This is a genomic window from Pseudomonas sp. S2_A10, assembly GCF_054668465.1.
On sequence record NZ_CP162773.1, the window covers coordinates 1,345,731 to 1,367,539 of the forward strand.

Genomic DNA, 21,809 nt, shown 5'->3' on the forward strand with positions numbered 1-21,809 from the left:
CTACTGAGGGCCTATAGCTCAGTTGGTTAGAGCAGAGGACTCATAATCCTTTGGTCCACGGTTCGAGTCCGTGTGGGCCCACCAAATTGAAAAGCCGCGCTTGATGCGCGGCTTTTTTGTGGGCGAGTGGTTGGGTTTCGTCTCGGCGGGCGCAATGTTCGGAAGACCTAACCAGAGCTGTAGGAAAGATCCTAAGCTGCGGTTTTGAGCGGTTAGACAAAAATCCGTGTGAGAGAAAGCAAAAAGCCCCGATGCTTGCGCAACGGGGCTTTCTGTAAATCTGAAATATCGGCCTGTCCTTTTACGGTTTCCCGCTTATCCCGCTCACTGGCTAGGAGTGGCTTGCGCCACCGAAATCAACACCCTTTGCTTACAAAGTTCCGGTCTGTGCTGACGTACCGATCATAGCCCTTGAACCTGACAAGAGCAACCGTCACAGCCGTTATCCCTCTCATCGAGCGATGGGTTCCAAATATGCCCCAATGCGCTTGACCCTGTACCATCGGCAATCTCATCGCCCACGCCATCGGAGCCCACCTTGCCAGACACCCGCCAACCCATCCTCGACGAAATCGACCGCCAGCTAATCGCCGCGCTGCAAATCAACGCCCGCGAAAGCGTGGCCATGCTCGCCCGTCAGCTAGGCATTGCTCGCACGACGGTGACGTCGCGCCTGGCCCGGCTGGAAAAGGCCAGAGTGATCACCGGTTATGGCGTGCGTCTTGGTCAGCGTGTGGTCGATGGTGGCTTGCAGGCGTACGTCGGGATCAAGGTGCAGCCGCGTTCCGGCAAGGACGTGTTGCGGCGTTTGAGTGCGATGGCGCAGGTGCAGCAGTTGTGTGCAGTGAGTGGCGAGTTTGATTATGTGGCGTGGTTGCGCACCGACTCGCCGGAGCAGCTCGATCAGCTGCTGGATCAGATTGGCAGTGTCGATGGGGTGGAGAAGACCACGACTTCTATCATTCTGAGTAGCAAGATAGATCGGGGTCAGCCGGTTTAAGATTTTGATCGAGCTTCTCGGGTGAATTTCAGAGCATCTTCGCGAGCAGGCTCGCCCCCACATTTTGGTCGGTATGCAGCCTGCAATCGTCAGTCTGCACAGCAATCAGGCAAAACGACGACACATTGCGTCTTATTAACGCGCTCCACGCTCCCTAGAATGGCTGACATCTTTTCCTATACTCAGACGCGAATCCTGCGTCGGGTCGTCAACAAGGTCAGCCATGAACAAGAACAACCGCCATCCTGCAGACGGAAAAAAACCAGTCACCATTTTCGGTCCGGACTTTCCGTTCGCGTTTGACGACTGGATCGAGCATCCCGCCGGCCTGGGGAGCATTCCCGAGCAGCACCATGGCGCTGAGGTGGCGATTGTCGGGGCGGGCATTGCCGGTCTGGTGGCTGCGTATGAACTGATGAAACTCGGTTTGAAACCGGTGGTGTACGAGGCGTCGAAACTCGGCGGTCGTCTGCGCTCGCAAGCCTTCAACGGTACCGACGCCATCGTCGCGGAGCTTGGCGGCATGCGCTTTCCAGTGTCCTCCACGGCGTTCTATCACTACGTGGACAAGCTCGGCCTCGAAACCAAGCCTTTCCCCAACCCGCTGACCGGTGCTTCGGGCAGTACCGTGATCGATCTGGAAGGCGAAACCTATTACGCCGAAAGCCTGAAGGATCTTCCTGCTTTGTTCCAGGAAGTGGCTGACGCCTGGGCGGATGCGCTGGAAGCAGGTTCGCAGTTCTCCGACATCCAGCAAGCCATCCGTGATCGCGATGTGCCGCGCCTGAAAGAGCTGTGGAACAAGCTGGTGCCGCTGTGGGACGACCGGACCTTTTATGACTTCGTCGCCACCTCGAAAGCCTTCGCCAAATTGTCGTTCCAGCATCGCGAAGTGTTCGGGCAGGTCGGTTTCGGCACCGGCGGCTGGGATTCGGACTTCCCCAATTCGATGCTGGAAATCTTCCGCGTGGTGATGACCAATTGCGACGATCACCAACACCTGGTGGTCGGTGGCGTCGAACAGGTGCCACAGGGCATCTGGCGCCATGTGCCGGAGCGCTGCGTGCACTGGCCGGCCGGCACCAGCCTGAAATCCCTGCACCGTGGCGCACCGCGTTCCGGTGTGAAGAAAATTGCTCATGCACCGGAGGGCCGTTTCGCCGTTACCGACAACAACGGTGACACCCGCGAATACGCCGCCGTCCTGACAACCTGCCAGAGCTGGCTGCTGACCACTCAGATCGAATGCGATGAAACCCTGTTCTCGCAGAAGATGTGGATGGCCCTCGACCGCACGCGCTACATGCAGTCGTCGAAAACCTTCGTGATGGTCGACCGGCCATTCTGGAAAGACAAGGATCCGGAGACCGGCCGCGACGTGATGAGCATGACCCTCACCGATCGCCTGACCCGTGGCACCTATCTGTTCGACAACGGCGACGACAAGCCGGGGGTGATCTGCCTGTCGTACTCGTGGATGAGCGACGCGTTGAAAATGCTCCCGCATCCGGTGGAGAAACGTGTTGAGCTGGCGTTGAACGCGCTGAAGAAGATCTACCCGAAAGTCGACATCGCCGCGCGGATCATCGGCGATCCGATCACCGTGTCGTGGGAAGCCGATCCGTATTTCCTCGGTGCCTTCAAAGGCGCCCTGCCCGGCCATTACCGCTACAACCAGCGCATGTATGCGCACTTCATGCAGGACGACATGCCGGCCGAACAGCGCGGGATTTTCATCGCCGGCGACGACGTGTCGTGGACACCGGCGTGGGTCGAAGGCGCGGTGCAGACTTCGCTCAACGCGGTGTGGGGCATCATGAAACATTTCGGCGGATCCACACATAAAGAGAACCCCGGCCCGGGTGATGTGTTCAAAGACATCGGCCCTATCGCCCTGCCCGAGTAAGAGGATTCCCCGATGCGCGTAGCCGTTTACCAATGTCCACCGCTGCCACTGGACCCCGCCGCCAACCTGCATCGCCTGCATCAAGTAGCGATGGAGGCCAAAGGCGCCGATCTGCTGGTGCTGCCGGAGATGTTCATGACCGGCTACAACATCGGCGCCGAAGCGGTCGGCACGCTGGCCGAGGTCTATAACGGTGAATGGGCGCAGCAGATCGGCCGGATTGCCAAGGCTGCCGGTCTGGCGATTGTCTACGGCTACCCGGAGCGCACCGCCGACGGGCAGATCTACAACGCCGTGCAACTGATCGACGCCCACGGCGAGCGCCTGTGCAACTATCGAAAGTCGCATCTGTTCGGCGACCTCGATCGGTCGATGTTCAGCCCCGGTGACTCCGACTTGCCGGTGGTTGAATTGAACGGCTGGAAGCTCGGCTTCCTGATCTGCTACGACCTGGAGTTTCCGGAAAACGCGCGGCGCCTGGCCTTGGCCGGCGCCGAGCTGATCGTGGTGCCGACGGCCAACATGATTCCGTTCGATTTCGTTGCCGATGTCACCGTGCGTGCCCGCGCCTTCGAAAACCAGTGCTACGTGGCTTACGCCAATTACTGCGGACATGAAGGCGATATCCAGTATTGCGGGCAAAGCAGCATTGCCGCGCCGGACGGCAGCCGCATCGCTCTGGCAGGTCTGGACGAGGCGTTGATCGTCGGCGAACTGGACCGACAACTGATGAACGATTCACGCCAGGCCAATCGCTATCTCAGCGATCGCCGCCCGGAGCTTTACGGCGCGCTCAACCGCCGCTAATCCGCTAGCATGAGCACTTCATTGTTCTGGAAGTGCCCATGCCCGCGCCGACTCATCTCCGCCCCCACTCTGAAACCCTGGCCAACGGCCTGCGCGTGAACCTGCACCACGTGCCCGGTCTCAAGCGCAGCGCTGCCGCGTTGCGCGTGGCGGCCGGCAGCCATGACGTGCCGGTGGCATGGCCGGGGCTGGCGCACTTTCTTGAGCACTTGCTGTTTCTCGGCACCGAGCGTTTTCCCACAGACGAAGGGCTGATGGCCTACGTGCAACGTCACGGCGGGCAGGTGAATGCCAGCACCCGCGAGCGCACCACGGACTTTTTCTTCGAGTTGCCTGTGTCGTCCTTCAGCGCGGGGCTCGAGCGTCTGTCAGACATGCTCGCCCGGCCACGGATGAATCTGGACGATCAACTGCGTGAACGGGAAGTGCTGCAGGCGGAATTTGTCGCCTGGTCGCAGGATCCGACAGCACAGCAGCAGTTTGCCCTGTATGAAGGTTTACCCGCGCAGCACCCGTTGCGTGGGTTTCATGCGGGCAATCGGGACAGCTTGCAGGTCGAATCGCCAGGGTTTCAGTCGGCGCTGCAAGACTTCCATCAGCGCTTTTATCGAACCGGGCAAATGAGCCTGAGTCTGGTCGGGCCACAAAGTATCGATGAGCTTCGGGAGCTGGCGCAGCAATTCGCAGCAGTGTTGCCGATTGGGGATAAAGTTGCCCAGGCCGCACCGCCACCGTTGGCAGTGAAAAGTTATCAACAGGTCGGCGCTCACTCGAACCTGTTATTCGCTTTCGACGCGTTGCCCGAGTCATCCGCCGAGGCGATGGCTTTTCTCTGTCATTGGTTGAATAGCGCAAAACCTGGTGGATTGCTCGCATACCTGCATCAACAGAATCTGGCTGACAGCCTGAAAGCCACGCCGCTCTACCAGTTCGCCGGCCAAGCGCTGCTGCATCTTCAATTCAATGCTGGCGGCGACCGCCTGGATACCATTCGCGAACACCTGCTGGACTGGCTGAGCTTCTTCGCCCGTCAGGACTGGACGCCGTTGCGCGAGGAATACGCCGCCCTGCTTCAGCGCCAGCAGCAAGTCAGCGGCGCATTGCAACTGGCGCGAACCGACATCGAGCAGCAAGCATTCGGCCTGTCCGAATCCGGCGCTGCCGCACTTGAGCACATCCTTCGCGAAATCGGCGTTGTGGATAACTTCAGCGATCATTGGCATCTGCCCGCCGCGAATCCTTTCTTGCGCGCCAGTGAACCGCTGGCCAACGCCGGGCTGATTCGCGGCCAGACCAGCGCCCACCGTGGCCTGCGCACCTTCGCCCAGGATCGCTCGCGCAGTCGTCGCGAGCGATCGCCGATGCAGTTCAGCCAGGCGCTGCCGGACAACAGCGATGAGGGCGCGATTTACCTGCGCTGGCAGGTCGAGACGGCGGCCAGCGCCGATCTGCGCTCAAGATTGCAGCGCAGTCTGCGCCAGACCCGACAGGATGCGTCCGAAGCCGGAGTGGACTTGTCTTTCAGCGCCGCAGGCAACCAATGCCTGCTGAAAATGACCGGACTACAGGAACCGATGCCCAGCATCCTCGAGCATGCGCTGAAATGTCTGACGATGATCGGCGCCGATTCGCCGCGCGACGAGGTGCAGATACCGTCGATGCCGATCCGCCAACTACTCGAAGCGTTGCCAGAGAAATCCCTGCCCACGATTGAAACCAGCGATGACGCCAATCAGCTGTGGACAACTTCGCGCTGGGACGGCCTGGCTCTAGGCCTTAACCAACAAACCCAATCAGCCTTGGGCCTGGCGCTGAGCCGCATTCCCGGCACACCGGACAATCAGCTACCGCAGATACCGATCACCCAAGCCCAGTACCACTGGAGCCAGATCAACACCGCCTCCAGCGAACACGCGTTGCTGCTGATCTGCCCGACAGCCAGCCGCGATATTGCTGACGAAGCGGCGTGGCGCCTTGTGGCTCAGTTGTGCCAGACGCCTTTCTATCAGCGCCTGCGCGTCGAACTGCAATTGGGGTACGCCGTGTTCAGCGCGCTGCGTCAGTTGCACGGCATGACCGCGATTGTCTTTGGCGTGCAATCGCCGACGAACCCGGCGGGCAAGTTGCTCGAATACATGCAGGAGTTCTTCAACAGCATTCCCGCGTTGATCGAAACGCTCGATGAAGCAAACCTCGAGCAACAGCGTCAAAGCCTCGCCGATCAGTTCGACGACACCACACTGTCCACCAAGGATGCCGCCGAACACCTCTGGCAAGGCAAGCTTGCCGGCCATTCGTCGGATTACCGGGAGCAGTTGGTCACGGCGATCCGGCAACTCGATCGCCAGGCTTTGCTGGCCGCTGCGCAGCGCCTGATCAATGCCGAGGGTGGCTGGCATTGCCTGGCCAATGAATCGATGCCGGGCACACCGTGGCAAGCGGCAAACTGATCATTACCGAGGCTGCAAGGAGCTTTCTCAAAGATTCACGGGTCACGGCGTTGAAATTTTGAGTAACATAGCCGCCTAACTAATTGGAACATCACCGTGCTGCCGTGGACTATAACTATGGATAGCGCTATCCCAACCCTCAGAAGGAGACATCTCATGGCCTGGACCAAACCTGCTTACACCGACCTGCGTATCGGCTTCGAAGTCACCATGTACTTCGCAAGCCGCTGAGTTCTGCCTACGCAGAATCGCAGTGCAACGCCTCGGCTCGCCGAGGCGTTTTATTTTCCGCGTTGAAATGATGGAGCGTTCATGTTCGTCCAGATTCTGGGTTCGGCCGCCGGTGGCGGTTTTCCGCAGTGGAACTGCAACTGCGTCAACTGCGCAGGCTTTCGCGACGGCAGCCTGAATGCCAAGGCCCGCACCCAATCGTCCATCGCCATTTCCGATGACGGCGTGAACTGGGTGCTGTGCAATGCCTCGCCGGACATCCGCGCGCAACTGCAAAGCTTCGCCCCGATGCAACCGGGCCGGGCCCTGCGCGACACCGGCATCAGCGCGATCATCCTGATGGACAGCCAGATCGACCACACCACCGGCCTGCTGAGTCTGCGCGAAGGCTGCCCGCATCAGGTGTGGTGCACGGACATGGTTCACGAAGACCTGAGCACCGGTTTTCCCCTGTTCAAGATGCTCACCCACTGGAACGGCGGGCTGGACTGGAACCGTATCGAGCTCGACCAGAGCTTCACCGTAGCCGCCTGCCCGAATCTGCGTTTCACCCCGTTGCCGTTGCGCAGCGCCGCGCCGCCGTATTCGCCGCACCGTTTCGATCCGCATCCGGGCGACAACATCGGTTTGATCGTTGAAGACCTCAACACTGGCGGCAAGCTGTTCTACGCGCCAGGGCTGGGCAAGGTCGATGCGCCGTTGCTGGAAATCATGGCGGGCAGCGATTGCCTGCTGGTCGACGGCACGCTGTGGGATGACGATGAAATGCAGCGCCGTGGCGTCGGCACCCGCACCGGTCGCGAGATGGGCCATCTGGCGCAGAACGGCCCCGGCGGTATGCTCGAAGTGCTGGAGCAGTTGCCCGAGCAGCGCAAGGTACTTATCCACATCAACAACACCAACCCGATCCTCGACGAGGATTCGCCGGAGCGTGCCGAACTGGCGCGGCGTGACGTTGAAGTAGCGTTTGATGGCATGAGTATCGTGCTTTAAGCAATCGAGACCGCTGCGCGGTCTATCGCGAGCAGGCTCACTCCTACAATGGAATGCGATCAACTGTGGGAGCGAGCCTGCTCGCGAAGAGGCCAGCACAGACACCAGAGATTTCCAGGGTTGTTCCCGGAGAACAGACATGACCGACACCCCGCTGTCCCCCGCCGAATTCGAAGCGGCCCTGCGCGCCAAGGGCGCCTACTACCACATCTACCACCCTTACCACGTGGCGATGTACGAAGGCCGTGCGACCCGCGAGCAGATTCAGGGCTGGGTCGCCAACCGCTTCTACTATCAGGTGAACATTCCCCTGAAGGACGCAGCGATCCTCGCCAATTGCCCGGATCGGGAAATCCGCCGCGAGTGGATTCAGCGCCTGCTCGACCACGACGGCGCACCCGGTGAAGATGGCGGCATCGAAGCCTGGCTGCGTCTGGGCCAGGCTGTTGGCCTCGATCCGGACCAATTGCGCTCCCAGGAACTGGTGCTGCCCGGCGTGCGTTTCGCCGTCGATGCCTACGTCAACTTCGCCCGTCGCGCCAGTTGGCAGGAGGCCGCCAGCAGCTCGCTGACCGAACTGTTCGCGCCGCAGATCCACCAGTCGCGTCTGGACAGTTGGCCGCAGCATTACCCATGGATCGACCCGGCCGGTTATGAATATTTCCGCACCCGCCTCGGTCAGGCGCGGCGTGACGTCGAACATGGGCTGGCGATCACCCTCGAGCACTACAAGACCCGCGAAGGCCAGGAGCGCATGCTGGAAATTCTCCAGTTCAAACTGGACATTCTTTGGAGCATGCTCGATGCCATGAGCATGGCCTACGAACTGAACCGTCCGCCGTATCACAGCGTGACCGAACAACGGGTCTGGCATAAAGGAATCATCTTATGAGTTTCGACCGCAGCAAAGTGCCGAGCTGGCGCCCGGGCTATCGCTTCCAATACGAGCCGGCGCAAAAGGGTCACGTGCTGCTCTACCCTGAAGGCATGATCAAACTCAACGACAGCGCCGCACTGATCGGCGGCTTGATTGATGGTGAACGCGATGTCGCGGCGATCATTGCCAAACTCGACGAGCAGTTCCCCGGCGTGCCCGAGCTCGGTGACGACATCGAGCAATTCATGGAGGTTGCCCGTGCGCAGCACTGGATCGAACTTGCCTGATTCGTCAGTGCAAGTACCGCCGAAACCTGAAGTCGGCCTGCCCCTTTGGTTGCTCGCCGAGCTGACCTACCGCTGCCCGCTGCAATGCCCGTATTGCTCGAACCCACTGGATTTCGCCGAGCAGGGCAAAGAGCTGACCACCGAGCAATGGATCAAGGTGTTCCGCGAAGCGCGGGAGATGGGCGCGGCGCAATTGGGCTTTTCCGGGGGCGAACCGCTGGTGCGTCAGGACTTGGCCGAACTGATCCATGAAGCGCGGCAGCTGGGTTTCTACACCAACCTGATCACCTCCGGCATTGGCCTGACCGAGCAGAAAATCAGCGACTTCAAAAAGGCCGGGCTCGATCACATCCAGATCAGTTTTCAGGCCAGCGACGAGCAAGTGAACAACCTGCTCGCCGGTTCGAAAAAGGCCTTTGCGCAAAAGCTGGAAATGGCTCGCGCAGTCAAGGCCCACGGTTATCCGATGGTGCTGAACTTCGTCACCCATCGGCACAACATCGACAAGATCGACCGCATTATCGAACTGTGCATTGCGCTGGAGGCCGACTTCGTCGAACTCGCCACTTGCCAGTTCTACGGCTGGGCGCAGCTCAACCGTGTTGGCCTGCTGCCGACCAAGGAGCAACTGGTGCGCGCCGAACGCATCACCAACGAATACCGCGCCAGACTGGAAGCCGAAGGGCATCCGTGCAAGCTGATTTTCGTCACTCCGGACTATTACGAAGAACGCCCGAAAGCCTGCATGAACGGCTGGGGCAGCATCTTCCTGACCGTCACCCCGGACGGCACCGCCCTGCCCTGCCATGGTGCCCGCCAGATGCCGGTGCAGTTTCCCAACGTGCGCGATCACAGCATGCAACACATCTGGTATGACTCGTTCGGCTTCAACCGTTTTCGCGGTTACGACTGGATGCCCGAGCCATGCCGCTCTTGCGACGAGAAAGAAAAAGACTTCGGCGGCTGCCGCTGCCAGGCGTTCATGCTCACCGGCGACGCCAGTAATGCCGACCCGGTGTGCAGCAAGTCCGAACATCACGGCGTGATCCTCAAGGCCCGCGAAGAAGCCGAGACCGCCACTCAAACCATCGAACAATTGGCCTTTCGCAATGAACGAAACTCACGCCTCATCGCCAAGGGCTGAGCCTTTCAGCGCCGCCCAGGCCGTCGCCGCCGGAACCGACTTCGCCGAACTGCAGCTCGGCGCCCATGGCGTGTTCTGGAATGAATACCGCCCCGAGGATGCCGCGTGCCGAATCTGGCATTGGCGCGATGGCGCAGCGAAACGTCTGACGCCGGACGGTTTCAGCGTGCGTAGCCGCGTTTACGAATATGGCGGTGGTGCGTTTTGTCTGGCGCCTGACGGGGTGGTTTTCGTCAATGAAGCGGATCAGCAGATGTATCGGCAGGCGCTGGATGGCGAGCCGGTTGCGCTGACGTCGACTGACTGCCGCTACGGCGATCTGCAATTCGCCGCTGGCCGGGTATTGGCGGTTGAAGAGCAGCAGGATCGGCATCGCCTGGTGGCAATTGATCTGGCGACCGGTACGCGACAGGTGCTGGCCGAGGGTGCGGATTTTTATGCGTCACCAACGCTCAGCCCCGATGGCCAGCGGCTGGCGTGGATCGAGTGGAGTCGCCCGCATCAGCCGTGGACCTCGACGCGCTTGATGGTCGCGCAAGGCGATTTTTCTGCGCCTCGCTGTGTTGCCGGTACGCAGATGGAGGAGTCGATCCAGCAGCCGCGATTCGACGCTGATGGGCGGCTCTATTGCCTGACGGACCGTGACGGCTACTGGCAGCCGTGGGGCGAAACGACCGATGGCCTGAAAGCGCTGGCCAGCGTCGCGGCCGATCACGCGCCCGCGCCGTGGCAGCTAGGCGGCTGCACGTGGCTGCCTGTCGGTGATCAATTTTTAGCCAGTTGGAGCGAGGATGGTTTCGGTCGCCTGGCCCTTGGAAGTGAAGATTTCAGCGGTGACTACAGCCGCTTCCGCCACTTGGCGATGGATCAACAATTCATCTATTGCATCGCTGCATCGCCGACCAGCCCGTCGGCAGTGATCGCCATTGATCGTGTCTCGCATGCCGTGAAAATCCTCGCTGGCGGCGTGGCTCCATTGCCTGCCGAAGGCATCAGCCGTCCGCAGACCTTGCGTTATCCGAGCGGCTCCGGCGAGGCGCATGGTTTCTTCTACCCGGCCATGAGCGGTGAAGCGAAACCGCCGCTGGTGGTGTTTATCCACGGCGGCCCGACGTCGGCGTGCTATCCGATCCTCGATCCGCGCATCCAGTACTGGACCCAGCGCGGCTTTGCTGTCGCCGACCTCAACTATCGCGGCAGCAGTGGCTATGGTCGCGAATATCGCCAAGCGCTGCATCTGCGCTGGGGCGAGGTGGATGTCGAGGATGCCTGCGCGGTGGTCAGCTATCTCGCTGGCCAAGGTTTGATCGATGGTGACCGCGCGTTCATTCGCGGTGGCAGTGCAGGTGGTTACACCACGTTGTGTGCACTGGCGTTCAGGCAGGTTTTCCGCGCAGGCGCCAGCCTCTACGGCGTCAGCGATCCGGTCGCGTTGGCCCGGGCCACGCACAAGTTCGAGGGCGATTATCTGGATTGGCTGATCGGCGATCCCGAAGGAGATGCCGAACGCTATGCCTCCCGCACGCCACTGCTGCACGCAGACAACATTCGCGTGCCGGTGATTTTCTTTCAAGGTGAACTGGACGCGGTGGTCGTGCCGCAACAAACCCGCGACATGGTCGCGGCGCTGGAGCACAACGGCATCCCGGTCGAGGCGCATTACTACCCTGACGAACGCCACGGCTTCCGCCGCGCGGCCAACCAGGCACATGCGCTGGAGCAGGAGTGGACGTTTTATCGGCGGGTGATGGGGCTAACTGACTGAGCCCTCACTTTGAGACTGCGTCGCTCCAATCGCGGGCAAGCCCGCTCCCACAGGTTATTTGGTGTACACAAAAATTGTGATCACTCATAACACTGTGGGAGCGGGCTTGCCCGCGATAGCTATTGATCAGACGCCACTGGACTCAACGCTTGGCGATGATATACACCGCATGCACGATCCCTGGAATGTAGCCGCACAGCGTCAGCAGAATGTTCAGCCAGAACGCCCCGCCAAACCCGACCTGCAGAAACACGCCCAGTGGCGGCAACAGAATAGCGATGATGATACGAATGAAATCCATGGGGCAGCTCCTGAATGGGGGTTGGCTCACTTGAGCCATACAAGCTAATCGACACGCGCCGTTCGTCAGGGTTCATTACGCTTGCTATTTGATCGCCAGCACCACAAAAAAACGCCCCACGCCAAAAGAATCAGGCGTGGGGCGTGCGTTATACCGCGAGACGGTTCGGGTAATCGGTTGGGGCTGCTCAGCTCACACGGCAATGCCCTTGCGACATTGCACTTGGGCGGTGCGCACTCGCGAGAAGGCGCGGCCCAGGCGCAGGAGCATTTCGTCGATGTTGGCTTTGCTGACAGTGAGGGCCGGGGTGAAGCGCAGGCAGTCAGGCTGCGCGGCGTTCAATATCAGGCCTTCGTGAAGTGCGGCATGGACGACGGCGTCGGCGCATTCGTCGGACAGCGTCAACCCGTAAAACAGGCCTTGGCCGCGCAACTCGCCGTGGCCGTAGCGGTGCGCCAGTCGCGCAAGGCCTTCGCGCAAATGCTGGCCGCTGTCGTTAACCTGCTGGAGAAAGCTGCGGTCATGGATGCTGTCGAGCACTACCAGACCGGCCGCCGTCATTAGTGCATTACCGTGATGAGTGCCGCCCAATTCGCCAACGCCGAAACAGCAGGCCGTGCCCCGCGCCAGCAAAGCCGCCAATGGCAAGCCGCCGCCAAGGCCTTTGCCGAGCACGACGATATCGCCGCGAATGCCGTAGGACTGTTCGGCGAGCAAGCTGCCGCAGCGGCCGATACCGGTCTGCACTTCGTCGAGAATCAGCAGAATGCCCAGGTCACGACACAGTCGCTCGACCCCTTTGAGGTAGTGCCCGGTCGCGGGAATGACCCCGGCATCGCTCTGGATCGGCTCCAGCATGATCGCCACGGTCTGCGCGTCCACCGCCGCATGCAGCGCCGGCAGGTCGTTGAATGGCACTCGATCAATCGTCGCCAGACTGCGGCCATGACAACCCTGCTCAGCCATGATGATCCGCGAGGCGCCGCCGCGATGCAGCTGCCCCCATTTGCGCGCCAGTTTGATCGCCGCCTCACAAGCCTCGCTGCTACTGTTGAGCAGGTACGCCTGATCGCTGGACGTGCTGGCACACAAACGTTCGGCGAGGCTGAGCATGCCGCGATTACGCAGATTGAAGCCTGGATTGATCAGCGCCTGGGCCTGATTGGCGATGGCCTTGACCAGCGCCGTGGGGCTGTGGCCAAGGCTGTTGGCGCCGCCGGCCTGGGAAAAGTCGAGGTAGGCGCGATCGTTGCTGTCCCATAGCCATGAACCCTGGCCGCGAACGAACACTTGATGCGGCCGCTCGACACTGGGCATCAGGCGTTGGGCATTGAGATGGTCGGTCATAGCGGATGGCCCCGCCTCGAAGCAGAGGTCATCCAGACTCGGCGTCTGACGCCGCAAACTGAACAGATTCATGCGGAAAAACCTCGCTGGAGGTTTTTTGAACTGCCTATGTAATCACGAACGAAGCAAATGGAATTCGTCACGCTTTCTGGCCCTGCAAGCCTTGTGAATGCGGTTAGACTAGGCGCGCAAACGGCTTCAGGCCATTTCGATTTCTCAGCCATTTCGATAAGCGCTACTTATGGATTTCAAACAACTGCGTTATTTCGTCGCGGTCTACGAAGAAGGCCATGTCGGCCGTGCGGCTGAGCGCTTGTCGATCTCGCAACCGGCGCTGTCGCAACAGATCCGTCAGCTGGAGCAGAACCTCGACGTAACCCTGTTCGAACGCAGCAGTAAACGCCTGCTGCCGACCCTCGCTGCGCATACGCTGTACAACCACGCGTTGCCATTGCTCGATGGCTTGCAGCGGGCGCGCGAGGCGTTGGGTAGTTTCAAGGGTCAGGCACTGCGCACACTGGCGATCGGTGTGTTGCAAACGGTGCACACCAGCCTTGTGCCGCAGATGCTCGAGCGTGTGCGCAAGGCGCAGCCGCATCTGGTGGTACAAATCTATGAACTGACCGGGCTGGAAATCGAACGGCGTCTGCTCAATGGTTCCCTGGACATCGGCATCAGCTATCTGCCACCGCGCCAACCCGGTCTGCACGGTGTGTTGCTGTACGAAGATGAACTGACGCTGGTCATCCCGGCGGACCATCCCTTGCGCGAGTTCAAGAAGGTCTCGATGCGCCAGGCTGCTGAGCTGCCCATGTTGCTGCTCGGCGAAGAGTTCCAGATCCGACAGATCTGGCAGGCACAACTGACCAGCCTCGGACGACGCCCGCAGGTGCAGGCCGAGTTGAACACTATGCTGGGGATTCTCGATAGCCTGCCGCACACCAGGCTGGCAACGGTGCTGCCGGGACGTTCGCAAAAGGAATATGACGATGAAGATCTGCTATGGAAACCGCTGAGCGAACCACGGGTGCCGTTGCAAGTTGGCCTGGTGTGCCGTGATGTGCAACGCCAGCAGGCCTCGTTGGCATTGCTGCGGACATTGCTTGAAGAGGTGATCGACCGCGAAACGAAGCCGCCCCTTGATCCGCTCGCCTGAAACTTTTCTTCAGGCAAAAGAAAACCCCGCCGAAGCGGGGCTTTGCAGACTGTTTCCCTGACATCCATTTCACTCCGCCACCCTGGCAGAATCCTACGTGTCCGTGTTGTTTACTTTGCGCTTCCTGCGCGACGTCCATGAAATGTAGATTAGCCGTGGATCCAATATACGGATATGGGAGAACAGCAGCACGTCACGTAAGCAAATGCTTACATGACGTCTACAGGATCAAAACTGTGCCGCATCCAGCAGGAACAGCGACTCGCTACCGGCCTTGACCGACGCGCTCAACGAGTGGATACGCGGCAGCAGACGGGCGAAATAGAAGCGCGCGGTGCCCAGCTTGCTCGCGTAGAAATCCTCCTGCGCTTCCTTGCCCAGCGCGGCTTTGGCCATCAACGCCCACATGTAGGCGTAAGCGGTGTAGCCGAACGCTTGCAAATATTCGACCGAGGCCGCGCCGATTTCGTTCGGATTGTTTTTCGCCCGGTCCAGCAGCCACGCGGTCAACTCGTCGAGGGTGTCGACGGCATCGTTCAACGGCTTGGTGAACTCGCCCAGATCAGCACTGGCGGTTGCGGTGAAATGGCGGATCTCGTCAGCGAACAGCTGGTAGAACGCGCCGCCACTGCCAACGATCTTGCGCCCGACCAGGTCCAGCGCCTGAATACCGTTGGTGCCTTCGTAGATCTGGGTGATGCGCACGTCACGCACCAGTTGCTCCTGGCCCCACTCGCGGATGTAGCCGTGGCCGCCGAAGATCTGCTGGCCGTGGACAGTGGTTTCCAGACCCAGGTCGGTCAGGAAAGCTTTCGCTACCGGCGTCAGCAGCGCCACCAGATCTTCCGCGCGCTTGCGGGTGGTCGCGTCTTCACTGAACTTGGCGGTGTCCAGTTGCATCGCCACATACGTGGAGAACGCACGGCCGCCTTCGTTCGAGGCTTTCATGGTCAGCAGCATGCGTCGCACGTCCGGGTGGACGATGATCGGGTCGGCGACTTTGTCCTTGTTCTGCGCGCCGGTCGGCGAACGGCTCTGCAGACGGTCGCGCGCATATTCAACAGCGTTCTGATAAGAGCGCTCGCCCGTGGCCAGGCCCTGAATACCAACGCCCAGGCGCTCGTAGTTCATCATGGTGAACATCGCCGCCAGGCCTTTGTTCGGCTCGCCGACCAGATAGCCGACGGCTTCGTCGAAGTTCATCACGCAGGTCGCCGAAGCCTGGATGCCCATCTTGTGCTCGATCGAACCGCAGTTGGCCGGGTTGCGCGCACCGAGGCTGCCGTCGGCATTGACCATGAACTTCGGTACCAGGAACAGCGAAATGCCTTTTGGACCGGCCGGGGCATCAGGCAGCTTGGCCAGTACCAGATGAATGATGTTTTCGGTGAGGTCGTGCTCGCCACCAGTGATGAAGATCTTGGTGCCGCTGACCTTGTAGGAACCGTCGGCCTGAGGTTCGGCTTTGGTGCGGATGATGCCCAGGTCGGTGCCGGCGTGCGGCTCGGTCAGGCACATGGAACCGGCCCAGATGCCGGCGTACATGTTCGGCAGGTACGCAGCTTTCAGTTCTTCACTGGCGTGGGCATTGATCGACAGGCAGGCGCCGGCGGTCAGCATCGGGTACAGACCGAACGCCAGGCTGGCGGAGTTGACCATTTCTTCGACCTGCGCCGACACGGCTTTGGGCATGCCCATGCCGCCGTAGGCCGGATCGCCGCCAACACCGACCCAGCCGCCTTCAGCATAAGTCTGATAGGCCTGTGGGAAACCGGCCGGCGTGGTGACGGCACCGTCCGCCCAATGGCAACCTTCCTCGTCAGCAGCACGGCTCAGTGGCGCGATGCTTTTGCTGGTGACCTTGCCGGCCTCTTCGAGAATCGCTTCAACGGTTTCGGCATCGACGGTCTCGGCCAGCGCCGGCAGCTCGGCCCAGAGTTTGGCGACTTCGAACACTTCATTGAGGACGAAGCGCATATCGCGCAGCGGCGCTTTGTAGTCAGCCATGGCAAACCTCGCAAGATCTAAACAGGTGGTTCGTGGAATGATGTTTTCGTTGATCCGGAGTGTACCTCAACAACTTTTGCGACACATAGGGTCAACCGGTGACTGATTTGTTATTTTTGGTCACCGGAAAAAGATCGCCGCGATCTTTCGATCTGCTCTACAAAGCAAACGCCTGCGCCGGCAGATTCATCAAACAATCACTCCCCGCCTCGATCGCCGCCTGATGCGCAGCCGTACGCGGCAGCAAGCGCTTGAAGTAGAACTCGCACGTCGCCAGTTTGCCCTTGAGGAAATCAGCCTCACCCTCGCCCGCCTCCAGCTGTGCCTGAGCAACCAACGCCATGCGCAGCCACAGGTAGCCCAGGATGATGTAGCCGCTGTACATCAGATAATCCACCGACGCAGCACCGACTTCGTCCGGGTTCTTCATGGCCGCCATGCCGACCTTCATGGTCAGGTCGCCCCACTGTTGGTTGAGCCCGTTGAGTTGCGCGACGAAGCGGCCCAGCTGCGCATGTTCGGCGTTCGCTGCGCAGAACTTGTGGACGATTTTGGTAAAGCCGCGCAGCAGCTTGCCCTGACTGCCCAGCACCTTGCGCCCGAGCAGGTCGAGCGCTTGAATGCCATTGGTGCCTTCGTAGATCGGCGCAATCCGGCAATCGCGCACCAGTTGCTCCATGCCCCACTCACGAATGAAGCCGTGGCCGCCGAATACCTGCATGCCGTGATTGGTCACTTCCAGCCCGGTGTCGGTCATGAACGCCTTGCAGATCGGCGTGAGGAACGCCAGCAGGTCTTCGGCCTCCTGACGCGCATCGGCATCGCTGCTCAGGTGCGCAACATCGAGCATCTGCGCAGTGAAATAGGTCAGCGCGCGGTTGCCTTCGTTGAAGGCTTTCATGGTCAGCAACATGCGCCGCACATCGGGGTGGACGATGATCGGATCGGCAGGTTTTTCCGGGGCCTTGGCGCCGGTCAGCGCGCGCATCTGCAGGCGGTCGTTGGCGTACTTGATCGCACCCTGAAAACTCGCCTCGCCCAGACACAGCCCCTGCATGCCGGTGCCGAGCCGCGCGTGGTTCATCATGGTGAACATGCAGTTGAGGCCCTTGTTCGGCTCGCCGATCAGGTAACCGGTGGCGGCATCGAAGTTCAGCACGCAGGTGGCTGAAGCCTTGATGCCCATCTTGTGCTCGATCGAGCCGCAGGAAACGCCATTGCGCTCTCCCGCTTCGCCTGCTGCATCGGGCAGGAACTTGGGCACGATAAACAGGGAAATGCCCTTGGTTCCGGCCGGTGCGTCCGGCAGCTTGGCCAGGACCAGATGGATGATGTTGTCGCTCAGGTCATGCTCGCCGGCGGAAATGAAAATCTTGCTGCCGGTGATCGCGTAGCTGCCGTCGGCCCGTGGCACCGCGCGGGTCTTGATGATGCCCAGATCGGTGCCGCAGTGGGCTTCGGTCAGGCACATGGTGCCGGTCCACTGGCCAGCGGTGAGTTTGCTCAGGTAGGTGTCTTTCTGTTCGGCGGTACCGTGAGCGTGAATCGCCGACATCGCGCCATGGGTCAGGCCCGGGTACATGCCCCAGGACGTGTTACTGGAACCGACCATTTCGCTGATCACCAGCCCCAGCGAGCTCGGCAACCCTTGGCCACCGTAAGCCGGATCGGCCGCCAACCCATGCCAGCCGCCCTCGACATATTGTGCGAAGGCCTGCTTGAAGCCTGTAGGCGTTGTAACCACGCCGTTGTCGAAATGGCAGCCCTCTTCGTCGCCGCTGCGATTGAGCGGGGCCAGCACGTTCTCGCAGAACTTCGCGCCTTCTTCGAGGATCGCGCTGATCATGTCCGGGCTGGCGTCATGCGCGCCGAGAGTGGCGTAGTTGGTATGGAAGTCGAAGACGTGATCGATCAGAAAGCGCATGTCGCGCAGGGGAGCTTTGTACTCGGGCATGGTGGCTTCTCCGTCAGCAGATTTGTTCAACCTACTGCTGGCCACCACCCGCGGCAATCACTGTGCAGGCGCTGAATGCGCCGTCATCACTCAACCCGCAGCAGCGTCCATGCGCACCGCGCCACGGCGGTTCTGCCCGAACGCCATGACACAGTTACGCCCGGCGCCCTTGGCGCTGTACAACGCCTGGTCGGCGGACTTGAGCACTTCTTCAGGGGTGCGCTGCTCGACACGTTCGGCGACGCCGATACTCACCGTCACCGACACCGCCGAAGCCCCGGAACCGCTGCGCCGCTGGCGACCTTGCTGATCATCCTGCGGGCGGTTTTCCTGGTTGCGTAACTGAATGCTGTAAGACGCAATCGATTCACGGATCACTTCCAGGTGCGGCATGCACTCCTCAAGGGTCTTGCCTGCGAACACCAAGGCAAATTCCTCACCGCCGTAGCGATACGCCCTACCGCCACCGCTGATTTTCGACAGTTTGCTGGCGACCAGGCGCAGCACCTGGTCACCGACATCGTGGCCATGGGTGTCGTTGAATTTCTTGAAGTGATCGACGTCGCTCATCGCCAGCACATAGTTGCGCCCCAGGCGCTGCATACGTTCGTTGAGCGCACGTCGTCCCGGCAGGCCGGTGAGCTCGTCGCGGAAGGCCATTTGATAGGCCTCATGCGCAACGGCGGCGGCGATCATCAGCATCACCTGGCTGCACATGATGTTCAGGGTGAACGGCAGAATGAAGGTCTTCGGCAGCATCCAGAACACACCGAGCAAGCCAACCAGTTGCGCCGCGTGCAACGGGCGCGGGTTGCGCCAGTATTGCCAGGCCAGAAGCAGGAAGGCCGAGATGAACACCGGATAGGACAACTGGATGAGACTCATCCATGCCCCATGCAGCGCCGGCCAGCGGATCTCCGACAACCACAGCAGCAGCGCCTGTGGGTAACTTTGCTCCAGTCCCAGCGCCACGCTGCCAAATGCCAGCAGCACGGCAAAGCGCGCGACCATGTCCTGAAACAGATGGGTACGTTCCTGCCATGCGGCGAATAATCCGAACAACAACGGCAGCAGCAGGCAGACCAGATGAAACACCACCGCAGCGTCTTCGCGGACCTTGCCGTTGTCGCGGTAGAAATCTGTCTGGGTGTCCAGCAGAAAGTAGGCGATGTACACCGTCAGCATCAGAAACAGTTCGCGCTGACGTCGATACACCGCGCAATACGCGCCACCGAGGAGCAGAACCAATGTCGGCAGGACGTTGAACAGCGATGTGAAGAATACGCTGAGGTCTTTGACGTACGCAGCCGCCAGCCCCGCAAGCAATAACAGCAGTGATGGCAGGAAATGGCTGAAACGTACAGCGGAAGAACGCGGCAAGGGTAAGCTCCGACCCGTCATAGCAAAGAGATGGCATTGTGCCTGCAAAGTGCGGCCAAGCCCATACAATGTGATCCAGATCACACACGGTCTCTGTAACGGCCGGAAGCTCGACTATCTGAGCGATCCGCAAACAAAAAAACCGCTGCCCCCTAACGGGAGCAGCGGTTTTCGTCAGACTGCGTTAAGGCTTAGTAGCCCAGCGCGAAGTCTTCTTCCTTCATGTCCATCAGGTTGCCAGCACCCGACAGCATAGTGGCCACGTGCGTACGGGTACGCGGCAGGATGCGCTGGAAGTAGAAGCGCGCGGTTTGCAGCTTGGCGGTGTAGAACGCCTCGTCGCTGGTGCCGGCAGCCAGTTTTTCCGCAGCCAGACGTGCCATGTCTGCCCAGAAGTAGGCCAGGCAGGCATAACCGGAGTACATCAGGTAATCCACGGAGGCCGCGCCGACTTCTTCGCGATCTTTCATGGCAGCCATACCGACCTTCATGGTTAGCTCGCCCCACTCTTTATTCAGTGCAGCCAGCGGCGCGACGAATTCCTGGACGGCTTCGTTGCCTTCGTTGGTCTGGCAGAACTTGTGGACGATCTTGGTGAAGCCTTTCAGAGCCTCGCCTTGAGTCATCAGCACTTTGCGGCCGAGCAGGTCGAGGGCCTGGATGCCGGTGGTGCCTTCGTACAGCATCGAAATGCGGCTGTCGCGAACGTTCTGCTCCATGCCCCACTCGGCGATGAAGCCGTGGCCGCCGTAGATCTGCACGCCGTGGTTGGCGGCTTCGAAACCGACTTCGGTCATGAACGCTTTGGCGATCGGGGTCATGAACGCCAGCAGTGCGTCGGCCTTCTTCTTCTCTTCTTCATCAACGCCGTATTTGACGATGTCGACCTGCTTCGCAGTGAAGTAGACCATCGCGCGGTTGCCTTCGGCGAACGCCTTCATGGTCAACAGCATACGGCGCACGTCCGGGTGGACGATGATCGGGTCAGCGGCTTTGTCCGGCGCTTTCGGGCCAGTCAGCGAGCGCATTTGCAGGCGATCACGAGCGTATTTCAGACCGCCCTGGAAGCCGATTTCGGCGTGAGCCAGACCTTGCAGTGCGGTACCGAGGCGAGCGGTGTTCATAAAGGTGAACATGCAGTTCAGACCTTTGTTCGCCGGGCCGATCAGGTAACCGGTGGCGCCGTCGAAGTTCATCACGCAAGTGGCGTTGCCGTGGATGCCCATCTTGTGTTCCAGCGAACCGCAGCTCACTGCGTTGCGCGCGCCAATGGTGCCATCGGCGTTTGGCAGGAACTTTGGAACGATGAACAGCGAGATGCCTTTGGTGCCAGCCGGAGCATCCGGCAGACGCGCCAGTACGATGTGGACGATGTTGTCGGCCATGTCGTGTTCACCGGCCGAGATGAAGATCTTGGTGCCGGAAACTTTGTAGGAACCGTCGGCCTGAGGCTCGGCCTTGGTGCGCAGCATGCCCAGGTCGGTGCCGCAGTGCGGTTCGGTCAGGCACATGGTGCCGGTCCATTCGCCGGAGACCAGTTTGGTCAGATAGGCTTCCTGCTGCTCTGGGGTGCCGTGCTCGGAGATGGTGTTCATCGCACCGTGCGACAGACCTGGGTACATGCCCCAAGACCAGTTGGCTTCGCCGACCATTTCGCTCACCGCCAGACCCAGCGACTCAGGCAGGCCCTGACCGCCGTGCTCAACGTCGTGCGCCAGGCTTGGCCAGCCGCCTTCGACGAATTGCTTGTACGCCTCTTTGAAGCCAGTCGGGGTTTTCACGCCGGACTCGCTCCAGGTGCAGCCTTCGATGTCGCCCACGCGGTTCAGCGGCGCCAGTACCTGCTCACAAAACTTGGCGCCTTCCTCGAGGATGGCGTCAACCATGTCCGGCGTGGCGTCTGCGCACGCTGGCAGGCTCTGATAGTGCGCTTCGTAGCCGAGCAGTTCGTCACGAACGAAGCGAATATCACGCAAGGGGGCCTTGTAGTCAGGCATAGCGATAAACCTCTGCTGATGTAACCGGGAATGAACGACCGTGTTGAATTGTTGTGACGGTCAAACAGTTGTTTGAAACATACGTTTACGCCGAAATCTTGTCAAGCATCGATCTTTTGCCGTTCGTCATCACGCTCTCCAAATGCCGGAGACGAGAAATCGCCGCGACTTCACGTAAGCCACGGGCGTTGTAAAAAGATTAGTTGA

General features: G+C 60.4%; 17 protein-coding genes and 1 tRNA gene. 12 read left to right on the plus strand and 6 right to left on the minus strand.

What is annotated here, in order from left to right:
* Positions 1 to 7 precede the first annotated feature (7 nt).
* The 11 genes from AB4N41_RS06250 to AB4N41_RS06300 all read left to right on the plus strand — a co-directional run bounded on the left by AB4N41_RS06250 (position 8) and on the right by AB4N41_RS06300 (position 11,460).
* Positions 8 to 84 (plus strand) — tRNA-Ile (locus AB4N41_RS06250).
* A gap of 454 nt (positions 85 to 538) precedes the next feature.
* Positions 539 to 1,000: an Lrp/AsnC family transcriptional regulator gene (locus AB4N41_RS06255; protein WP_041476707.1), complete on the plus strand. Its 462-nt coding sequence runs from the start codon at positions 539 to 541 to the stop codon at positions 998 to 1,000.
* 223 nt (positions 1,001 to 1,223) lie between these two features.
* Positions 1,224 to 2,906 (plus strand): flavin monoamine oxidase family protein, encoded by a 1,683-nt coding sequence (locus AB4N41_RS06260; protein ID WP_024014552.1) that lies wholly within the window; start codon positions 1,224 to 1,226, stop codon positions 2,904 to 2,906.
* Between the two features lie 12 nt (positions 2,907 to 2,918).
* The gene (locus AB4N41_RS06265; RefSeq protein ID WP_252877002.1) at positions 2,919 to 3,713 is read left to right on the plus strand and encodes a carbon-nitrogen hydrolase family protein; all 795 of its coding nucleotides are present in this window, start codon (positions 2,919 to 2,921) and stop codon (positions 3,711 to 3,713) included.
* A gap of 38 nt (positions 3,714 to 3,751) precedes the next feature.
* Positions 3,752 to 6,163: a pyrroloquinoline quinone biosynthesis protein PqqF gene (gene pqqF, locus AB4N41_RS06270; protein ID WP_252877003.1), complete on the plus strand. Its 2,412-nt coding sequence runs from the start codon at positions 3,752 to 3,754 to the stop codon at positions 6,161 to 6,163.
* 156 nt (positions 6,164 to 6,319) lie between these two features.
* The gene (gene pqqA / locus AB4N41_RS06275; RefSeq protein WP_003444522.1) at positions 6,320 to 6,394 is read left to right on the plus strand and encodes a pyrroloquinoline quinone precursor peptide PqqA; all 75 of its coding nucleotides are present in this window, start codon (positions 6,320 to 6,322) and stop codon (positions 6,392 to 6,394) included.
* Between the two features lie 81 nt (positions 6,395 to 6,475).
* Positions 6,476 to 7,387 (plus strand): pyrroloquinoline quinone biosynthesis protein PqqB, encoded by a 912-nt coding sequence (gene pqqB / locus AB4N41_RS06280; RefSeq protein WP_252877004.1) that lies wholly within the window; start codon positions 6,476 to 6,478, stop codon positions 7,385 to 7,387.
* Positions 7,388 to 7,526: 139 nt separating this feature from the next.
* Entirely contained in the window at positions 7,527 to 8,279 is a 753-nt protein-coding gene (pqqC, locus tag AB4N41_RS06285; protein ID WP_039757691.1) for a pyrroloquinoline-quinone synthase PqqC, read from the plus strand.
* Positions 8,276 to 8,551 carry a pyrroloquinoline quinone biosynthesis peptide chaperone PqqD gene (pqqD, locus tag AB4N41_RS06290; RefSeq protein ID WP_056786642.1) on the plus strand — a complete coding sequence of 92 codons (276 nt, stop codon included), beginning with the start codon at positions 8,276 to 8,278 and terminating at the stop codon, positions 8,549 to 8,551. The genes pqqC and pqqD overlap by 4 nt, the downstream gene beginning before the upstream one ends.
* Positions 8,523 to 9,695, plus strand: a complete 1,173-nt coding sequence (gene pqqE, locus AB4N41_RS06295; RefSeq protein ID WP_095181401.1) for a pyrroloquinoline quinone biosynthesis protein PqqE — start codon at positions 8,523 to 8,525, stop codon at positions 9,693 to 9,695. The genes pqqD and pqqE overlap by 29 nt, the downstream gene beginning before the upstream one ends.
* The gene (locus tag AB4N41_RS06300; protein WP_252877005.1) at positions 9,661 to 11,460 is read left to right on the plus strand and encodes an alpha/beta hydrolase family protein; all 1,800 of its coding nucleotides are present in this window, start codon (positions 9,661 to 9,663) and stop codon (positions 11,458 to 11,460) included. The genes pqqE and AB4N41_RS06300 overlap by 35 nt, the downstream gene beginning before the upstream one ends.
* 142 nt (positions 11,461 to 11,602) lie before the next feature.
* Here AB4N41_RS06300 and AB4N41_RS06305 read toward each other — a convergent pair whose 3' ends face one another.
* Complete coding sequence (locus tag AB4N41_RS06305) at positions 11,603 to 11,761, minus strand: YqaE/Pmp3 family membrane protein (protein WP_003228885.1); 159 nt, start codon at positions 11,759 to 11,761, stop codon at positions 11,603 to 11,605.
* Positions 11,762 to 11,953: 192 nt separating this feature from the next.
* The gene (locus AB4N41_RS06310; protein ID WP_252877006.1) at positions 11,954 to 13,180 is read right to left on the minus strand and encodes an aspartate aminotransferase family protein; all 1,227 of its coding nucleotides are present in this window, start codon (positions 13,178 to 13,180) and stop codon (positions 11,954 to 11,956) included.
* A 169-nt stretch (positions 13,181 to 13,349) separates the two neighbouring features.
* Here AB4N41_RS06310 and AB4N41_RS06315 point away from each other — a divergent pair, with 169 nt between their 5' ends.
* Positions 13,350 to 14,264, plus strand: a complete 915-nt coding sequence (locus AB4N41_RS06315) for a LysR family transcriptional regulator (RefSeq protein ID WP_150743545.1) — start codon at positions 13,350 to 13,352, stop codon at positions 14,262 to 14,264.
* A gap of 228 nt (positions 14,265 to 14,492) precedes the next feature.
* On the opposite strand, the gene AB4N41_RS06320 is transcribed toward AB4N41_RS06315, so the two are convergent.
* From AB4N41_RS06320 to AB4N41_RS06335, 4 genes are all read right to left on the minus strand, one after another.
* On the minus strand, positions 14,493 to 16,271 hold the full coding sequence (locus AB4N41_RS06320; RefSeq protein ID WP_041476717.1) for an acyl-CoA dehydrogenase C-terminal domain-containing protein: 1,779 nt from the start codon (positions 16,269 to 16,271) through the stop codon (positions 14,493 to 14,495).
* Positions 16,272 to 16,428: 157 nt separating this feature from the next.
* On the minus strand, positions 16,429 to 18,225 hold the full coding sequence (locus tag AB4N41_RS06325; protein ID WP_252877007.1) for an acyl-CoA dehydrogenase C-terminal domain-containing protein: 1,797 nt from the start codon (positions 18,223 to 18,225) through the stop codon (positions 16,429 to 16,431).
* Between the two features lie 90 nt (positions 18,226 to 18,315).
* Positions 18,316 to 19,605 (minus strand): GGDEF domain-containing protein, encoded by a 1,290-nt coding sequence (locus AB4N41_RS06330; RefSeq protein ID WP_039757672.1) that lies wholly within the window; start codon positions 19,603 to 19,605, stop codon positions 18,316 to 18,318.
* 191 nt (positions 19,606 to 19,796) lie between these two features.
* On the minus strand, positions 19,797 to 21,602 hold the full coding sequence (locus AB4N41_RS06335) for a phenylacyl-CoA dehydrogenase (protein ID WP_024014564.1): 1,806 nt from the start codon (positions 21,600 to 21,602) through the stop codon (positions 19,797 to 19,799).
* Positions 21,603 to 21,809: the final 207 nt, after the last annotated feature.

Bases quoted from the DNA above. Each gene is read 5' to 3' on its own strand.
- pqqB (WP_252877004.1), top strand. From the start codon at position 6,476: ATGTTCGTCCAGATTCTGGGTTCGGCCGCCGGTGGCGGTTTTCCGCAG.
- AB4N41_RS06320 (WP_041476717.1), bottom strand. From the start codon at position 16,271: ATGGCTGACTACAAAGCGCCGCTGCGCGATATGCGCTTCGTCCTCAAT.
- AB4N41_RS06310 (WP_252877006.1), bottom strand. From the start codon at position 13,180: ATGAATCTGTTCAGTTTGCGGCGTCAGACGCCGAGTCTGGATGACCTC.
- pqqD (WP_056786642.1), top strand. From the start codon at position 8,276: ATGAGTTTCGACCGCAGCAAAGTGCCGAGCTGGCGCCCGGGCTATCGC.
- AB4N41_RS06325 (WP_252877007.1), bottom strand. From the start codon at position 18,225: ATGCCCGAGTACAAAGCTCCCCTGCGCGACATGCGCTTTCTGATCGAT.
- AB4N41_RS06315 (WP_150743545.1), top strand. From the start codon at position 13,350: ATGGATTTCAAACAACTGCGTTATTTCGTCGCGGTCTACGAAGAAGGC.
- pqqF (WP_252877003.1), top strand. From the start codon at position 3,752: ATGCCCGCGCCGACTCATCTCCGCCCCCACTCTGAAACCCTGGCCAAC.
- AB4N41_RS06265 (WP_252877002.1), top strand. From the start codon at position 2,919: ATGCGCGTAGCCGTTTACCAATGTCCACCGCTGCCACTGGACCCCGCC.
- AB4N41_RS06260 (WP_024014552.1), top strand. From the start codon at position 1,224: ATGAACAAGAACAACCGCCATCCTGCAGACGGAAAAAAACCAGTCACC.
- AB4N41_RS06300 (WP_252877005.1), top strand. From the start codon at position 9,661: ATGAACGAAACTCACGCCTCATCGCCAAGGGCTGAGCCTTTCAGCGCC.
- AB4N41_RS06305 (WP_003228885.1), bottom strand. From the start codon at position 11,761: ATGGATTTCATTCGTATCATCATCGCTATTCTGTTGCCGCCACTGGGC.
- pqqC (WP_039757691.1), top strand. From the start codon at position 7,527: ATGACCGACACCCCGCTGTCCCCCGCCGAATTCGAAGCGGCCCTGCGC.
- AB4N41_RS06335 (WP_024014564.1), bottom strand. From the start codon at position 21,602: ATGCCTGACTACAAGGCCCCCTTGCGTGATATTCGCTTCGTTCGTGAC.